Here is a 16,792-nt window from a genome sequence, read left to right as displayed (position 1 = left end):
CCGCCCGACTGGGATAACCACCCCACCGTGTCAAAATACGTACTTCTGCGCCGATCAGATCGACACTCGAGAAGATCGGAACCGTCGTGAATCACCGGACACCGGGTATCTCTACTGTCGAAGATACTCGAAAGCGAGCCCAAATCGGACGTTTCGGACGACTGTCACCGGCCACTACACTTTACTACGGACGCTTATTCTCGAGAAACGAATGGCGATACTCGAAGTGGACGGGCTCCGGAAAGAGTACGGCGACTTTCCCGCCGTCGAAGGCAGCACCTTCGCGATCGAGCGCGGCGAGGTGTTCGGCGTCGTCGGCCCCAACGGCGCGGGGAAGACGACGACGCTGAAGATGCTCGCGGGACTCGTCGAACCGACGGCCGGAACCGCGGTCGTCGCCGGCCGCCAACCCGGCGAACCGGCGATGCAGCGACGACTCGGCTTCCTCCCCGAGGAGTCGCCGCTGTACGAGGACATGACGGCGACGGACTACCTCGAGTTCTTTGCAGATCTCTACGACGTCCCCGGCGAGGTCGCGACCGAGCGGATCGCGGACACGCTCGACCGCCTGGACCTCGAGCACCGCGACCGGCGGATCGGCAACATGTCGAAGGGCATGAAGCGGAAGGTCGCGATCGCGCGGGCGCTGGTGAACGATCCGGACGTGCTCATCTTCGACGAGCCGGCCTCGGGTCTCGACCCGCTGACGACGAACTACATCATCGAGTTCACCCGCGAACTGAGCGAGCAGGGGAAGACGATCGTCTTCAGCGCGCACAACCTCTACCACGTCGAGAGCATCTGCGATCGCGTCGCGGTGATGAACGACGGGCGGATCATCGCCCGCGGGAGCGTCGACGAGATCCGCGACGAACACGGCGGCACCGAGTACCACGTCTACGCGACGAAAGACGGGAGCGACGCGCTCGACGACGACCAATCACGGGCCATCGAAGTCACGCGCGAAGAGACGAATGACGGACAGCAAGTCCGCCACGTCGTCGCGGACATGGCCTCCGTCGAGGCCATCCGCGAAGCCGTCGAAGCCGAGGGCGGTCGCGTCACCGACATCCAGACGAAGACGCCGAGCCTCGAGGACATCTTCCTCGAGATCGCGAGCGGTGCGGACCCCGACGCGGAGCGCAACCGCACCCGGAACCGGGACGCGGAGGCCGAGCCGTGAGCGGGGACGACGCGGTGAACGAGGACGTGACTGGGCTCGAGCCGTCGCGCGACGGGACTGATCGCGGCGCCGATATCCAGGCGTCAGCCGGCGTGGCGACTCGCTTCCGCGAATCGCTCTCGAGAACCGCCCGAATCGCCCGGTGGGAAGTCTCGAGCAGTACCGGCACCATCGACCGGAAGACCGTGCTGGTCCTCGCCGCGATGGTCCTCGTCGTCGGCGTCGTCGGATTCGGCGTCGCCGACGAGGGGCTGGGCCTCGAGGACGAGATCTACGTGGTCGCCGTCGACGAGTCCAATCCGTACCACGACGTCGCCGTCGAGAGCGCCCAGTTCCGGCCGGTGCCGCTCGAGGGCGGTGACCGAGATAGAATAGGCGAATCTGTCGATCTCGTCGTCTCCGGCGACAGAATATGGGACGTCGGCGACAACGGCGAACCCGCCTACGACGCGTTTCGCGACGCGATCGACGGCTATAACGAGGCGCTGATGACTCAGGAAGCCGACGAGGCAGCCGCGTATCCGGTCCTCGTCGAACTCGACTACCGAGAACGCGACCTCGCCACACTGGACGACTCCGGCAGCGCTGGTTCTGCGGACGATGATACCGGCGACGGGACGATATCCGATGACGGACCGACAAGCGATGGAGCCCGTTCCGATACGAACGACGAAGGTGACGCCTCGAGCGGCGATGACGAACTACAGGTCCCGAACGTCGGCGGATCGACGGGAGCTGCCGAGACGACGGTCGGCGCACCCGGCTCGCTCTCGCCGCCGTTCCCGTTCCGGTCGCTCGTGCTCGCGTTCCTGTTCGTCGTGCCGATGAACTTCGTCATCCAGGCCTACGGGAGCACGATCATGGACGAACGGATCAAGCGCCGCGGCGAATTGCTGTTGGTGTCGCCGGCCTCGCGCTACGAGATCGTCGCGGGCAAGACGTTGCCGTACCTGCTCGCGCTGGTCGCTATCGCGGCTGGAATCGCGTACGCGATCGATGGCGGGTTGCTCGCCGTCGCCGCGGCACTGCCGATCGCACTGCTGTTCCTCGCGTCGACGTTCGTCGGCGCGATGCTCGCCCGCTCGTTCAAGGAACTCACGTTCGTCACTGTCGCGATCAGCGTCGGGCTGACGACCTACGCCTTCATCCCGGCGATCTTCACCGACGTAACGCCGATCGCGCTGATCTCGCCGCTGACGCTCATCGTGACGGCCCTGCAGGGCGAGTCGGTCGCGGCCGGCGAGTACCTGTTCTCGACGCTGCCGTTCTACCTCAGCGCGGTCGTCTGCTTCCTGCTCGGCGTCGGTATCTACCGCGAGGAGGACATGTTCGCCCAGAAGCCGATCCCGGCGAAGGTGCTCGACGCGATCGCGAGCCAGATCGACGCGCTCTCGCGGTGGGACGCCCGCTTGAGCCCGTTCGTCCTCTCGATCCTCTTTATTCCCTTCATCTTCGCGGGGCAGTTGCTCATCGTCGCCCTGCTGTTCGCGGTTCCCGAGGCGGTCGCGCTCCCGATCGTCCTCGTGCTCGCGGCGGCGATCGAGGAACTCGCGAAGAGCGTCCACGTCTACGCCGGCTTCGCCCGCTCGAGGTTCGAGGCGTCGCTTCGCGTCGCGGTCGCGGTCGGCTCGCTGTCGGGGCTCGGCTTCTTCGTCGGCGAAAAGATCACCCACATCGTCCAGTTCGTCGGGCTCCCCGAACTGACGGTCGGCACCGCGGCCTTCGGTCCCGACCTCGCGAGCACGAGCGGGCCGCTGCTCGCGGGTGCGATCTTCCTCGCGCCGCTCGCGCTCCACGCCGCGACGGCGATCGTTTCGGCGATCGGGGCGAGTCGCGGTTCGGTCGGCTACGCGCTCGGATTCGTCGCCGCGACGCTCGTCCACGCGGCCTACAACGCGGGGGTGATCGCCCTTGTCGCGTGAGCAGGGGCCGAACCCGCCGACGCTCGAGGACGAGCTGAACCAATTGGACGGCGACGGCACATCTTGGCGCGCTCGCCTGGCGCTCGTCCGCCGAGAACTCGGTTCGCTACGGTCCGAGAAGACGATCATGCTCGCGATCGCGATCCAGTTGTTTATCGCGGCGTTCTCGTCGTTCCTCGTCGTCGGCCTCGTCTCGCTGTACGATCCCGGCGCGGTCGACGGCTACCAGACCGAAGTCGCGGTGACCGGCGACGGCGCCGACGACCTCGTCGAGGTCGCGATCCGGCAGGAGGGCCTCTCCGCCCGCCAGTACGACGCCGCGAGCGCACAGCAGGCGTTCGACCGCGGCGACGTCGCCGCCGTTTTGCGGACCTCGCGGACGGACGAGGGCCAACTGTTCGTCCACGTCACCGCGCCCGAAGAGGGGCTCGAGACGACGCTGCTGGTCGTCCAGTTGCGCGACGCCTTGAAGGATCTCGAGCGCACCGAGCGGCTGGCGAACGCTGACGCGGGGCGGCTAGCTGAGACGCCCCTTTTCGTCCCGTCAGCGATCCAGGCGAGTCCCTACGTCGGCTTCACCTACACCGTCTTGCTGCCGCTGCTTTGCTTCCTGCCGGTGTTCATCAGCGGCTCGATCGTCGTCGACTCGCTGATCGAGGAGCGCGATCGGGGGACGCTCACGCTGCTTCGGGTCGCCCCGCTCTCGCTGACCGAGATCGTCGACGCGAAAGTCGCGGCGACGGCGGCGCTGGCACCGTTGCAGGCCGTCGCCTGGATGGTTCTGCTCGCGGTCAACGGAACGTCGATCGCGACTCCGACGGCGCTGGTTACGCTGGTTGCCGCGCTGTCGCTGCTCGTCGTCGGCGTCGGTGCGATCGTCGCACTGGTCGCACCGGATCGGCGGCAGGCGCAGTTGTGCTACTCGATCAGTATCGTCGGCGCCCTCGTAGTTGCGAGTCTGTTGCCCGAACATCCCGCCAACACCGTCGCGAAGTTCGCGATGGGCAGTTCGACGGGAACGAGTTGGGCGCTCCTCGCGGGCTACTGTCTCGCGGGTATCGCCGCCGTCGTCGCGCTCCGGCGCATCGTCGGCGGGCTCGATACGGACTCGCTGTAAGCGGGCGAACGGGGCGTCCGCAACTGGCCGACTGACCGGATTCGACTCGACTCGAGAACGGCCCACGCCGCTCAGTCGTCGACCACCAGCAGTTCGTTGTTCGGCTCGTCGTCCTCCCAGTCGGAGTCGGCCGGCGGTTGGACCGTGAACTCGATCGTGCCCGTCGACTGGTCCGGGGCGAGCGACAGCTCGCCGTCGCTGTCGAAGTCGAATTCGACCTCGTTATCGTCGCCCGTCTCTTTAGATAACGCTCCGTCCATCCGCGCCGTGCCGGCCTGCGCGACGACGACGGCGTCGGTCACCTCGTTGCCGTCCTCGTCGACGACGTAGATGCTCACGTCGTCGTCGTCCTCCGCGATCGTCGCGTCGTCGAACTGGACGTCGACTTCGGTGTCCGTTTGGAAGCCGTCGATGCCGCCGAGAATCTGGAGCATGATCCCGAGCGAGACGACGCCGACGATGAGCGCGATCACGAGTCTGATCGGCAACCCCTCGATCGCCCGATCGTCGTCGGCGAACGAGCGCCTCGGGCCGACGGATATCGATACGGTCGGTGACGGTGACTCTCGTCCTGAAGCCATACCGCCGTTGGTCGCCCCTTCGTACGTAAACCCCGGGCCGCGGGTTCAAGTGGGAAGCCGCGGGAACCGTCGCCATGAGTTTCGTCATCGGACGGGGGAGCGACGCCGAGACGGTACAGGCGGGGCGAGTCGGTACGTACCGCGCGCTCGACGGCAGCGACGGGGCCGACCTGTACGTGGATCTCGACGGCCCGCACGCGATGTTGGTCGTGGGCAAGCGCGGCTACGGGAAGTCCTACACCCTCGGCGTCGTCGCCGAAGAGCTCGCACGCGCGTCCGGCGTCGCGCCGGTGATCGTCGACCCGATGGGCGTCTTCGAGACGCTCGCCGACGGGTCGACCGGTGAGCCGGTTCCGGTCGAGGTTGTCACCGAACCGACCGTCGCGGTCGACGCGCTCGATCCCCGGTCGTGGTGTGCGCTGCTCGGCCTCTCCCCCGAGAGCGGCGCGGGGAGTCTCGTCTGGCGGGCCGCCCAGGAATCGGCGACGCTCGAGGAGATGCGCGATCACGTCGCGGCGACGGACGCGCCGGGGGCCGACAAGCGGGCCGCGACCAACCACATCGCGCTTGCGGAGTCGTGGGGCGCGTTCGACCCGGACGGGCTCGATGCGGCCGAACTCGCCGGCTCGGCGGTCACCGTCGTGGACGTCTCCGGACTCGAGGCCGCCCCGATGAACGCGGTGTGTCGCGCCGTCGCGGAGGCGCTGTACCGCGCACGGGTTACGGGGACGATCGATCGGCTGCCGTGGCTCCTGCTCGACGAGGCCCACGCGTTCTTCGCCGGCGTCGCGGCGGACGCACTACATAGGATACTCACGCGCGGGCGCGCTCCAGGCGTCAGCCTCGTCCTCGCGACCCAGCAGCCGAGTTCGCTCTCGGAGACGGCCGTTTCCCAGTCCGACGTGCTGGTCGCCCACCGGCTGACGGCCGAGGCCGATCTGGCGGCGCTCGAGGCCGCCCAGCCGACGTACGTCCACGAGTCGCTCGCCGACCGGCTCCCGACCGACCCGGGGAGCGTCGTCGTGATCGACGACGCGACGGAGACGATCCACGCCGCCCGGATTCGCCGGCGGGACACGCCTCACGGCGGCGGCAGTCCGAGCGCACGCGAGGTCGCCGATCAGCTGTAATCGGTCTCGAGTCGAATCGCGTTACCTCCGGGTCCGAGTTTAAACCCGATCGCGCGGCAACCTCCGCCATGACCGACCTCGATCGACTCGAGCAGCGGTTGTCGGCCGTCGAGCGCGTCGTCGTCGACGGCGACGCGGCGCTGGACGAACTCGCGGAAGTGGCGGCGCTCGCCGAGACCGTCGCCGACCTCGAGACGCGCGTCGACGAACACGAGCGACGGCTCGCCGACCTCGAAGCGGCGGTCCGGTCGCTCGAGGGGTACGTCGGCAACGTCGAATCGATCAACGACGACGTCGAGCGACAGGCCGCGTCAGCGGTTGCAACGGTCGATCGACTCGAGCGCCGAGTCGACCGGCTCGAGGTCGAACTCGACGATGTCCGGGGCGGCGTTCTTCGAGAACCGACCGAAAGGGAGACGGAAGGGACTCGGTCCGGTTCCGATTCGGACGACGGTGCTGGCGAGGGCGGGGCCGGGTCTGCGTTCGAGTTCGACGACGAGTCGATAGACGGGACGGACGCAGCGGACGACCCGTCCGAGAGCGCGTCGCTCGAGTTCGCGACAGGTGCCGGTGACGACGGAACCGGTGCCGAGACGGCACAGACGCCGGAGGAAACGGTGGCCGACATCGTCGCAGGATCCGACGAACCACGGCCACGCGAGGACGCCCCCTCGAGAGGCGACCGGCCAGCGCAGCCCGACGACGAGACCGACGGCGACGACGCCGAATCGGGACTGTTCGGGTCGCTTCGCGCTCGGTTTCCATGATCCGGTACGTGGTCGCGGTCCTCCTGACGCTCGCAATCTTCGGACTGGCCGGGCTCGCGATCGACGACGCGGCCGGCGAGGCGACCGAACGCGAACTCCGCAGCGAACTCGCGGCCGTCGAAGCGGCGGCGGTCGACCTCGAGGCGAGCGAAGAAGTTTCCCCCGCCGGCCATCCGAACCCGCGGCGGGTGGTCGAGTTTTCGGTCCCGACGCGTTCGCTGACTCGAGCGGGCGTCGACCGCCTCGAGATCGAACCGGTCGCCGACGACGCCAGCGTCGCGCGGTACGTGCTGACCGACGGCACGCGCGGGCGGATGATCCTCGAGAGCCGTCTCGTCTACTGCGAGCCGACGGCCGATCGGACGACCGAAATCGGCTGGAGCGGCACGAAGGCCGTCCGACTCGCGCTCCGCCCGGACGCCGACGGCCGACCGGTCGTCGTCGCGACGTTTCCGGACTCCTGACGAGGTACGCTGCCCGGCTCGAGTCGTCGAGCGCGACGGAACCACCCCCTCGCGATGTCCGAGTTTAAACCGGAACGCGAGCCAGCTAGCCTATGCCATCGAACGAGGCCGCGGCCGACGGCGAGCGATCGGGCGTCGTGCCGACGCTGCTCGCCGGAATCGGCCTCGAGTCCCTCTTCGACGACCGGGAGACGGATCGCGGCGACTGCGACTGTACGCTCGAGTTCGAGGACCGAACGCTCGTCGTCGACGCGTCGAACTGCGACGGCATGCTCGCCGAGGCGCCGTCGTGCCGCCGGTCGGTCGTCACCGCACTGGCCGAGCGCGATGCTGACGCGATCGTCGTTCGCTCGAACGGACTGCAGTACCGGTACGACGCCGAAGCGGCGGCGCTACTCGGCGCCGCCGGCCGGTTCGTCGAACTGTTCGGCTCGCGCGACGACGGGCTGGCGCGCGATGTCGCGCGCGATCCGCTCGGGGAAGCGGCGACCCTCGAGACGCGGGTCGACGCGATCGGCGACGTCGCCCGCGAGTCCGGGTTGCTCGACGCCGTCTCGGGTGTCGGCGAGTACGCGGACGTATTCTCGCCGCGAACGGGCCTGGAAATCGCCTACTACTTCGTCGAGCGGGCGATCGACGACACGGGCCGGGCTCGACTCACCGACGTCAGGGAGCTCGCGACCGGAAGCACGGCGCGGGTTTACGAACGCGCGGATCGACTGCCGCTGTACGCGCTCGAGGTCGTCGACCTTTCGCTGTCGCCGGCCGAACGCGAACTGCTCGTCGACGGCTACGAGGCGATCGCCGAGGGGTGGGTCGACGGCGACCGCGCGCCCTCTCGCGCCGTCGAACTCGTCTCCGAGGCGGACGAGCCCGTCGATCCGACGCTGACGGCGATCCTCGAGAAGCACACGGACGGCTACGGCGTGCTCGAGGATCTGTTCGCCGATCCGGCGGTCACCGACGTCTACGCCACGTCGCCGGTAACGGCGAATCCGCTCCGAGTCGAGTGCGACGGGGTCGCGATGGAGACCAACGTCCACCTCACCGAGATCGGTGCGGAGGCGCTGGCCTCTCGCATCCGGCGAACCAGCGGCCGAGCGTTCTCGCGGGCGAAGCCGACGATCGACGCGACGGCGTCGCTGGCGAACGGTCGCGGGCTTCGCATCGCGGGCGTTACCGATCCGGTCGCGGACGGAACCGGCTTCGCGTTCCGCGAGCGGTCCGACGACCGGTTCACGCTGCCCGCGCTGGTCGCCAACGGGACGGTGCCGCCGGCCGTCGCGGGCTTTCTCTCGGTCGCGATCGAGCGCAACGCCGCGGCGCTGATCGCCGGCACCCGCGGCGCGGGGAAGACGACGCTGCTGGGAACCCTGCTCTACGAGGTGACGCCGGACACGCGGACGGTGCTCATCGAGGACACGCCCGAGTTGCCGGTCGCCGCGCTCCAGTCGGTCGGGCGCGACGTGCAGGCGCTTCGAACCGGTACCGGCGACGGTCCCGAAATCTCGCCGGCGGACGCGCTCCGGACGGCCCTCCGACTGGGGGACGGCGCGCTGGTCGTCGGCGAGATCCGCGGCGAGGAAGCCGCGGTCCTCTACGAGGCGATGCGCGTCGGTGCGAACGCCAACGCGGTGCTGGGGACCATCCACGGCGACGGGGCGTCGGCGGTGTACGAGCGCGTCGTCTCCGATCTGGGGGTCGAGCCGTCGTCGTTCGCCGCGACCGACCTCGTCGTCACGGTCCAGTCGTACCGAACCGGCGAGGGACGCAGCCGCCGGGTCGCTCGCGTCGAGGAGGTACTCGGCGACGGCGAGGACGTCCGGTTCGAACCGCTGTACGAACTCGAGGGCTCCGAAGCGGCGCCGACCGGCCGTATCGACCGGGGCGAGAGCCGGTTCGTCAACGCGATCGCCGGCCCGACCGAAGCGTACGCCGACGTCAGGGAGACGATCGCCGACCGAACCGACGCGATGCGGGCCCTCGCCGAGGACGGGCGGGTGTCACCGGACGACGTCGCCGCGGCGTACGCCGACAGAGGATAAACGATGGCGGTGGAATCGACTCTCGTTCGCGGCCTCGCCCGGCTGTACCCGTACCCGGTCTCGGCCAGCGACGACCTCCGCGACTCCGTCCGATTCGTCGAACCGCCGTACGACGCCGAGACGGTCGTCAGAGCGGGCTACGGCGCAGGATTGCTCGCCGCGTTCGTCCCGTTGCCGCTGTTGCTCTACGGCGTCCCGTTTTCGTTCGTCGGCTTCTTCGTGCTGACGGCGTCGCTCGCGTCGATCCACGCCGTTCACTCGTGGCCGCACCTGGCGGCCGCGTTTCGGCGAACGGAGGCGCTCGGCGATACGCCGACGCTCGTCGGACGCGCGGTCCTGCGCATGCAAATCCACCCCTCGCTCGAGAACGCGGTCCGGTTCGCCGCGCGGACGGGCGAGGGACCGTTAGCCCGGAGCCTCGCCGCCCACGTCACCCGCTCGAAGGGGACGCCGCGGGCCGGCCTGCTGTCCTTCGCCGAGGAGTGGGCGCCGCACTTCCCGGCGCTGCGGCGCTCGTCGACGCTGCTGGCGACCGCACAGGACGCTCCGGAGGGGGAGCGCGGGCGCACGCTCGAGCGGGCGCTGTCGGCCATCCTCGACGGGACGCGGAGTCAGATGGCCGAGTTCACGGCTGCGATCAGGGCGCCGACGACGATGCTGTTCGCCTTCGGCATCCTGCTCCCGCTGGCGCTGATCGCGCTCGTCCCCGCGGCGCCGATGGCGGGCGTCTCGCTCAACATCTGGATGTTCGTGCTCCTCTACGATGTCGTGCTGCCGCTGTGTCTGGTCGGCGCCGCGATCTGGCTGCTCGTGCGCCGCCCCGTCGCCTTTCCGCCGCCGGAGATCGATCGGACGCATCCCGACCTGCCGGATCGGCTCTGGCTCCGCGCGGGCTGGGGACTGCTCGCCGCCGGTGCGACCTACGTCACCGTCGACGCGGTCGGACCCGCGTACCTCGCCGAAATCGCTGCGTTCGGGATCGGCCTCGGCGTCGCCCTGTTGGCGGTCTACAGCCCGATCCTCGAGCTTCGAAACCGCGTGCGCAACGTCGAAGAAAACCTGACCGACGCCCTCTATATCATCGGCCGACAGGTCGCCGAGGGAGAGTCGGTCGAGGCCGCCATCGAACTCGCCGCCGACCGCGTCGCCGACGAGACCGGAGAGATGCTCGCGCACGCGGCCGGCGTCCAGCGGCGCCTGCACACGAGCGTCGAGGAGGCCTTCCTCGGCGACTACGGCGCGCTCCGCGACGTACCCAGTCAGCGAGCCCGGAGCATGGCGGCGCTGCTCGCGATCGCCGGCGACGAGGGGAAGCCGGCCGGCCGCGCGATCGTCGCGATGGCCGACCACCTCGAGGAACTCGAGGACGTCGAGGCGGAGACGAAACGCGAACTCGTGCGCGTGACGAGCACGCTCGACAACACGGCGGCGTACTTCGGCCCGATGGTCGGCGGGGCGACCGTCGGAATGGCGGGGATGCTTTCGGCCGAGAACTTCGACGCCGCCGCTGCGGGAATGGGCGACGCGACGACGCTGGCGACGGACCAACTCGGCGTCGTCGTGGCCGTCTACCTGCTCCTGTTGGCCGCCATTCTGACGCCGCTGTCGTACGCGCTCCGGTTCGGGATGGATCGGACGCTGTTCGGCTACCACGTCGGTCGGACGCTGGTCTCCTCGATGGTGCTGTTCGTGCTGACCGTCGCGTTGATCGACGTCGTTCTGGTCGCGCCGCTGTGAGCGTACTGGATTTTATATACCGTACCGCGGCCAACGACGGCATGGATCTGGAGACGCCCGCCGACGCGTGGTACACCTACGTCGCGGTCTCGATCGTCAGCGTCGCGCTCGCGGGACTCGCGCTGGGTGTCGCAACGGGACCGCCGCCGGACGCGCCGGCGGCGGCGAACGCGATCGAGGGGGCCACGGGCAGCGAGTACGCCGCCAGTGCGACCTACGAGCACGACGCCGACCGCGTGACGGTCGACCGCCGGACGATCACCATGGAAAACGAGCACGGGACCGCTCACGCGAGTTTCTCGTACGGCGTCGTCGTGCCGGTCAACGGCCACGAGCGACTCGAGAACCTCACCGACGGCGCGTCGTTCGAAGACGAATACGAGGCGGAACTTCGAGACGGTGATACCCACGCGCTCGCGGTGTTCCAGGACGAAGTCGAAACGGCCTACGACGAGAACACCGGCGACGAACTCGTCGCCGAGGGCACGCTTCACGCCCGCAAAGTCACGGTCGACTCCGGGATCGACGACCTCGAGCCGCTCACCGAAGCGACCACAGTGGAAGTAACGGAAACCGATACCCTACCGGGAGAGGATCGGATCAGAGAAAATATTCGGGAGGTAGAACTCCGATACGACGGGGTCGAAGGGAGAGCGATTCGCTTCTCCGTCGAAGGGGACTACGCCGGCAGCGGTTCGTTCGAGGAGAGCCGCGATGAGACGTTTCGCGATGGCTCGGGGACGATTTCGATCGAAATCAGATCGTCGAACCTTCACCAACCCGCTGCGGAGCCCGTCGAGTACAGCGCCGAATTCGCAGGTGACGACGAATTACCAGAACGCACACTGACGAGTAGCAGTCTCGGAATCGACGACGTACACGAGCGGGACAACGAAATCGAACGTGAAGCCGATTTCGACCGCGATCATCCGGCAATCGGGCTCGACGACGGAGGGAACTACGATGTCACGCTGGTCGCAGTCTAGGGCTCAGACGGAACCGTTCGCGGCGATCGTCGCGGTCGGAATCCTGGTCGTCGGGATCGGAATCTACGCGGTTGCGTACCAGAGCGTGCTTCCGGGAACCAGCCGACACGCGACGGCCGACCGGACGATCGACCGCGTCTGGGACGACCTCGAGGACAACGGCGTGTTTTACGCGCACGACGATCCCACGCTCAGGGATCGTATCGACGATACCGAGCCGCTCCCAGCCGGTGCGACGGTGTACGTGCGTATCACGGCGATCGACGAGGATGCGAATCGGCTGACCGTCGACGCAGCGTTTCCGTCGGGGTATCCGAACCACGACACGTCCCCGTCCGCAGTCGAGCAGTACGTGGCGGAAGACGGCATCCCCGACGACGCCTCCGTTGCAACGCGGTCGGTTCCGGTCACCGTCGAGAACGAGGCTGACGTTCGATCCGGAACGCTCCGGGTGGCAGTATGGTGAGGCCGGATCCCGACCGGGCGATTTCGACCGTGATGGACGTCTCGCTGGCGCTGTTGCTTATCAGCGCAAGCGTATTGCTCATCGGCGTCCACCTCTCGCGCGACGATAGCTCGGTCGATCGGGACCGCGGGGATCGTTCGTACCAGACGGTCACCGGGTCGACCGTGACGATCACCTACGACCTCCGGGCCGAAAACGAGTCCGGCGTCGCAGCGGTGGACGAGACGGATCAGTTCGACGTTCCGGACGGGTACGAGCCCGACGAGGCACCCGACGCGTACCGCGTCACGAGATACGGCCCGGCGAGCGGCCTCCTGGTCGAGGCGGCGATCGTGAACGTCGACTACGACGGTACGCGGCCGTTCGCGTACGGCCACGAGGTCGAAGCGTCCGTCGACGCAGCGATTCAGAGACAGCTCGTCGGCGCCGACGATTCGATCTACGTCGTCGCGACGTGGGAACCCTACGAGGACAGTTCGTTCGGCGGGACCGCGACCAGCGGCGACCGACCGGCGCAGTCGGTGGCCGTCTCGAGCGCGAGCGGGACGGTTTCGACGACGATGGCCGGGGCCGACTACGAGGAGATTGCAGCCGCCTACCACGAGGGACAGCGCACGAGCGGCGACGGACTCGAGGCCGCCGCGAACGCGCTCGCGTCGACGATCATCGAGGCGATGTTCCCCGTCGCCGAAACCCAGTACGCCCTGGAGTCGACGCGCACCGAGAACGCGGTGACGACCTACGACTACCGGAAGCTCGCGTTGGCGCTGGACGGAGCGGAGTTACGGGACGACGTGAACGAGGAAATCGTTGGCTCGAATCCGAACGCCGAGCGTGCGAACGAACTGCTCGCCGACGCGCTCGCGGAGACGGTCGCCGAGGACATGCACGACCACGAAATTTCCGACGACCTAGAACGGACGTACGACGAGCTGCGTCCCGCACCGCGCGAGGACGAGTTCGTCGCCGAAGCGGAACCGCTCCTCGAGGAGTACATTTCGATCGAAACTGCGGACCTGACGGTCCAGACAACCGAATAATGTCGACCCACGAGAGACGATCCCGAACCGTATCGATCGCCGACGACGACCGCGCCCGCATCCCGTTCGCGATGATCGCCGTCCTGTTGCTCGTTACGAGTCTCGGGGCGATTGCGGTCCTCGAGCAGCGATCAGCGCCGGTCGTCGATCAAGAAGCCGAACTGGGTATGGACCGGAGCGTCACCGCGGCCCAGTCGGAACTCCGGTCCGCGTCGATCGACGCGAGTCACAGCGCGGTGAGTGCACCGCTCATAACCGTCCATAACGACACGGGTATCGATGCCATCGATGCGACGGCGAACGATCGCGACGAGAACTTCGAGAACTACCTCAAATTGCTCATTTACCTCGAGGCGTACGAACGCCTGCCCGCTGCCGGACAAACTGTCAGCACCGACACCAAAACGACGGTCTCCATCCCGAAGGTAACCGAAGACGGCGCCAGCGACGATGCGATTACGCCCGACGAGGCGATCGACAGGGTCGACCTGGTGATCGGCGACTACGCCGACACGGAACTCGAGGCCGGGCTGCTCGAGGTGACGATCGAAGACGTCGAGATTCACAGCACCGCCACGGCGACGGAAACCCGACCGATCACGGTGACGGTCGGCGCACCGGTGAAACAACTGGACGAACGGACGACCGAGTACGAATCCCAGCTCGACGCGGACTTCTTCGATGCGGATCTCAATAGCGAACTCTCCGGCCTCGGCCAGCACTCCGCCGCCCGGCTGTATCTCCTCGCGTACTTCAAAGCTGGCTGGGATCGGTTTGACCGAACAGCGAGGCCTGACGATCACGACTTTTGGCGCGTGCTCGAGCCGGAACACACGGAAGTCCTGATGAACGACGCGATCTTCGACGTCCAGCACGACGTTTTCGGGACGACGGACCCGTACGCCGATCGGACCATGCGACCGAAATACGTCTGCATGTCGTATCAGATGCTGGACTCTATGGGGAGAACGGGAGGTGGAAAGAAAAAGAAGCCCGACACGAACAACGACGGCGGTAACGGTGATGGTGCGGATGGTTTCGATAAAGCGGCAGAGCAACTCGGAGACGGGAAAATCGAAACCAACGGTAGTGATGGAGGCACCGAGGAAATCGACATCGAGGAACAACTTTGCGGCGACGGTGCGGTCCAGAACTGGTTATTCGGCGATTCGGCCACCGGCGAGCTGCCCGACGTGCCGGAGCCCTCGGAGTTGCTACGAAGCGAACTCGAGGAGATGGAGGTGATGAACGAGGAAGAGCGGATTCCGTTCGTCGAGTCCGCCGAGGTCTCGTACACGTACTACGCGGCGAACGCCCACGTCGACGAAGCGGAGACGTACGTCGATCAGGCCGAACACCTCGTCGAGCAGACCGACGAGATCGTCGACGAAGCCGACGAACAATATCAGGACGAGGTCGAAGATTCGATCGAGGAAGAGGCCGATCCGCCAGACATCGACACCAACGAGGATCGGACCATCGGGAGTATGACGAAAGAGCTCTACGATATCGGCCTCGACAGGTCCGTAACTGATAGATCACGGGGGAATCTCCCACAGCCGGACAGACCCGGAGGGAACTACTCGCTCGAGGAATTCGACGTGATGATCACGAACGTTCACGAGGTGGACGCGAACCACGATGCGTTGCCTGATTCGGGAAGTGAGACGATCCACGAGATCGACGTGACCGCTGACGTCGACCTCGAGGCGGACGAACGCTGGGTCCACGACGACTCCGAGAACGCGAGCGAGTACGGCGAAGAAGTAGTGGTTTCCCGCTCGCCTACTGGAGACATGACGGTCGAAACAGAGGTCGAAATCGAATCGACCTACGACTTCTACGAGGAGGGGATGCACTACGACGACGAGGAGTTCGTCCTCGATCGGAGTCCGGATATCGAGTACGACTATCAGTCGCTCGAACTGGACAAGCGCGCGGACCAAAATCGGGTCGAGGTCGGAAGCGGCCAGAACTTCAACGTCGCGTTTCGCAAGTCTCCCGTCGATGCGATGAATGTCAGGTCGTACGGCACGATCGAGACCGACCTCGAATCCAACGCGCGAAGAATCAGCGGAGAAGTCGAAGACAGCGGCGACATCGAGGCGAAGATGCGAGACGCAGTCGTGTCTGACTCGTTTCAGGAAGATTACGACCTGACGGCGCTCGAACCCGCCGAGAATGAACTCATCGAAGATCTGCGCATCGAACTCGAACGAACCCACGACGAGTTCACCGAGTGGGCTCAAAAGGAGGACAACGCGTATACCGTCGAACGAACCGAGCTTCTGGATTCTGACGCGGAGCCGATCACCGGCGCTATCGATCACATCAAAGCGGTCGAAGACGACTTCGTGTACGCCGGCCTCTCCGAAGGTGCAGCCGACGGAGAGTTCGAAACGACAGGCGAGTATCTGACGGCACAGATCCGGAAGGCGTACTTCGATCGACTCTACCACTACATCGAGCGGATCGGCGACCAGTACGAGGGGCAAGTCGAAGATTTTGAAGACGAGATCAACGAGATGAGTGAAGGCGGAACCGACAGCGCTGACGAGATCCTCGGATTCGCACAAGATGTCGTGAATGCAGACGTCGAGTACGATCCAGGTGAGATCGAGGGATCGCCAGTACTCGACGACGCCCAGTTCGAGATTTCCGGATCGCCGACGTACATGACCCACGTGAATATTAGCCGGGAGCAGGATCCGGCGATCCGGCCCGAAAACAAGACGATCACCGACTTCGACACGGAGACCGAGCACGTTCCGATGACGATCCAGAGTGACAACCGAGCACCGTGGCCGGGTGTTCCGATTACACCCTACCCACCGCAGTTCTGGTTCTTCCAGACGAACACTTGGAATAGCACGGTCAAAGGAGAGTATGCCCGATTCGAAGTCAGCGCCTCGGTCGGTAGTCCCGCCGATACAGAACGGTTGACTTACGTCCGCGAGCATCGACCGATCGAGGTCGAATTACACGACGGCACCGAGATAGAACTTGGAAGGAATGAGCCAATCACGTTCGAGAGTTCCACCGAAGTCATCGTCATCATGCCGGGCGCAGTCGTCCGAAATGGTGGTGTTCCTGCAGTAGCCGATACGCAGCCTAAGCGGATTGGACAGACAGCGTGTTCTCCAACTTGGAACCACATCGGACCGGACTTTGACCCCGATGAAGCCCAGAAGACGATAGAAAACAAGTGTCACTTCCCGGAATACGGTTGATAAGTGTTACGAGTCGTATTCATCAAGTACTTCGATTTAAGCAAGCATCCCTGCTGGTACTTGTTAGTCCGACGTTACACCATTCCGAAGTAATATCTTGGTTATATTTCATCTATAGAGGATA

The 16,792-nt window shown here is 66.2% G+C and carries 13 protein-coding genes; 12 read left to right on the top strand and 1 reads right to left on the bottom strand.

From position 1 onward, the window contains the following. The first annotated feature begins 211 nt into the window (after window positions 1-211). From HALXA_RS11115 to HALXA_RS11105, 3 genes are all read left to right on the top strand, one after another. Complete coding sequence (locus tag HALXA_RS11115; RefSeq protein WP_013880457.1) at window positions 212-1,183, top strand: ABC transporter ATP-binding protein; 972 nt, start codon at window positions 212-214, stop codon at window positions 1,181-1,183. A gap of 92 nt (window positions 1,184-1,275) precedes the next feature. Next, window positions 1,276-3,105, top strand: a complete 1,830-nt coding sequence (locus HALXA_RS11110; RefSeq protein ID WP_394324798.1) for a PrsW family intramembrane metalloprotease — start codon at window positions 1,276-1,278, stop codon at window positions 3,103-3,105. Next, entirely contained in the window at window positions 3,095-4,222 is a 1,128-nt protein-coding gene (locus HALXA_RS11105) for an ABC transporter permease (RefSeq protein WP_245550026.1), read from the top strand. Before HALXA_RS11110 ends, HALXA_RS11105 begins: the two co-directional genes overlap by 11 nt. A gap of 71 nt (window positions 4,223-4,293) precedes the next feature. Here HALXA_RS11105 and HALXA_RS11100 read toward each other — a convergent pair whose 3' ends face one another. Then, window positions 4,294-4,803: a DUF7382 domain-containing protein gene (locus HALXA_RS11100; protein WP_013880454.1), complete on the bottom strand. Its 510-nt coding sequence runs from the start codon at window positions 4,801-4,803 to the stop codon at window positions 4,294-4,296. Window positions 4,804-4,877: 74 nt separating this feature from the next. Between HALXA_RS11100 and HALXA_RS11095 the strand changes: the two genes are divergently transcribed. From HALXA_RS11095 to HALXA_RS11055, 9 genes are all read left to right on the top strand, one after another. Next, the gene (locus HALXA_RS11095) at window positions 4,878-5,933 is read left to right on the top strand and encodes an ATP-binding protein (RefSeq protein ID WP_013880453.1); all 1,056 of its coding nucleotides are present in this window, start codon (window positions 4,878-4,880) and stop codon (window positions 5,931-5,933) included. Between the two features lie 68 nt (window positions 5,934-6,001). After that, a complete protein-coding gene (locus tag HALXA_RS11090; protein ID WP_013880452.1) occupies window positions 6,002-6,700 on the top strand; it encodes a DUF7310 family coiled-coil domain-containing protein in 699 nt (232 codons plus the stop codon). Continuing rightward, on the top strand, window positions 6,697-7,164 hold the full coding sequence (locus HALXA_RS11085) for a DUF7311 family protein (RefSeq protein ID WP_013880451.1): 468 nt from the start codon (window positions 6,697-6,699) through the stop codon (window positions 7,162-7,164). Before HALXA_RS11090 ends, HALXA_RS11085 begins: the two co-directional genes overlap by 4 nt. 92 nt (window positions 7,165-7,256) lie before the next feature. After that, a complete protein-coding gene (locus HALXA_RS11080; RefSeq protein WP_013880450.1) occupies window positions 7,257-9,209 on the top strand; it encodes a type II/IV secretion system ATPase subunit in 1,953 nt (650 codons plus the stop codon). Window positions 9,210-9,212: 3 nt separating this feature from the next. After that, window positions 9,213-10,946, top strand: coding sequence for a type II secretion system F family protein (locus HALXA_RS11075; RefSeq protein ID WP_013880449.1), 1,734 nt, complete (start codon window positions 9,213-9,215; stop codon window positions 10,944-10,946). After that, window positions 10,943-11,932, top strand: coding sequence for a DUF7283 family protein (locus HALXA_RS11070; protein WP_245550024.1), 990 nt, complete (start codon window positions 10,943-10,945; stop codon window positions 11,930-11,932). The genes HALXA_RS11075 and HALXA_RS11070 overlap by 4 nt, the downstream gene beginning before the upstream one ends. Further along, window positions 11,910-12,398, top strand: a complete 489-nt coding sequence (locus tag HALXA_RS11065) for a DUF7285 family protein (RefSeq protein ID WP_013880447.1) — start codon at window positions 11,910-11,912, stop codon at window positions 12,396-12,398. Before HALXA_RS11070 ends, HALXA_RS11065 begins: the two co-directional genes overlap by 23 nt. Beyond that, window positions 12,392-13,438 carry a DUF7284 family protein gene (locus HALXA_RS11060; protein ID WP_013880446.1) on the top strand — a complete coding sequence of 349 codons (1,047 nt, stop codon included), beginning with the start codon at window positions 12,392-12,394 and terminating at the stop codon, window positions 13,436-13,438. Before HALXA_RS11065 ends, HALXA_RS11060 begins: the two co-directional genes overlap by 7 nt. Beyond that, window positions 13,438-16,668: a DUF7286 family protein gene (locus HALXA_RS11055; protein WP_013880445.1), complete on the top strand. Its 3,231-nt coding sequence runs from the start codon at window positions 13,438-13,440 to the stop codon at window positions 16,666-16,668. Before HALXA_RS11060 ends, HALXA_RS11055 begins: the two co-directional genes overlap by 1 nt. Window positions 16,669-16,792 lie beyond the last annotated feature (124 nt).

Origin of the sequence: Halopiger xanaduensis SH-6, assembly GCF_000217715.1 — an archaeon.
GTDB lineage: Archaea > Halobacteriota > Halobacteria > Halobacteriales > Natrialbaceae > Halopiger > Halopiger xanaduensis.
Note: the sequence above shows the minus strand (reverse complement) of the source record. Positions and strands in the feature narration are given on the sequence as shown.

Bases quoted from the DNA above. Each gene is read 5' to 3' on its own strand.
- HALXA_RS11080 (WP_013880450.1), top strand. From the start codon at position 7,257: ATGCCATCGAACGAGGCCGCGGCCGACGGCGAGCGATCGGGCGTCGTG.
- HALXA_RS11075 (WP_013880449.1), top strand. From the start codon at position 9,213: ATGGCGGTGGAATCGACTCTCGTTCGCGGCCTCGCCCGGCTGTACCCG.
- HALXA_RS11055 (WP_013880445.1), top strand. From the start codon at position 13,438: ATGTCGACCCACGAGAGACGATCCCGAACCGTATCGATCGCCGACGAC.
- HALXA_RS11060 (WP_013880446.1), top strand. From the start codon at position 12,392: ATGGTGAGGCCGGATCCCGACCGGGCGATTTCGACCGTGATGGACGTC.
- HALXA_RS11090 (WP_013880452.1), top strand. From the start codon at position 6,002: ATGACCGACCTCGATCGACTCGAGCAGCGGTTGTCGGCCGTCGAGCGC.
- HALXA_RS11115 (WP_013880457.1), top strand. From the start codon at position 212: ATGGCGATACTCGAAGTGGACGGGCTCCGGAAAGAGTACGGCGACTTT.
- HALXA_RS11100 (WP_013880454.1), bottom strand. From the start codon at position 4,803: ATGGCTTCAGGACGAGAGTCACCGTCACCGACCGTATCGATATCCGTC.
- HALXA_RS11095 (WP_013880453.1), top strand. From the start codon at position 4,878: ATGAGTTTCGTCATCGGACGGGGGAGCGACGCCGAGACGGTACAGGCG.
- HALXA_RS11085 (WP_013880451.1), top strand. From the start codon at position 6,697: ATGATCCGGTACGTGGTCGCGGTCCTCCTGACGCTCGCAATCTTCGGA.
- HALXA_RS11065 (WP_013880447.1), top strand. From the start codon at position 11,910: ATGTCACGCTGGTCGCAGTCTAGGGCTCAGACGGAACCGTTCGCGGCG.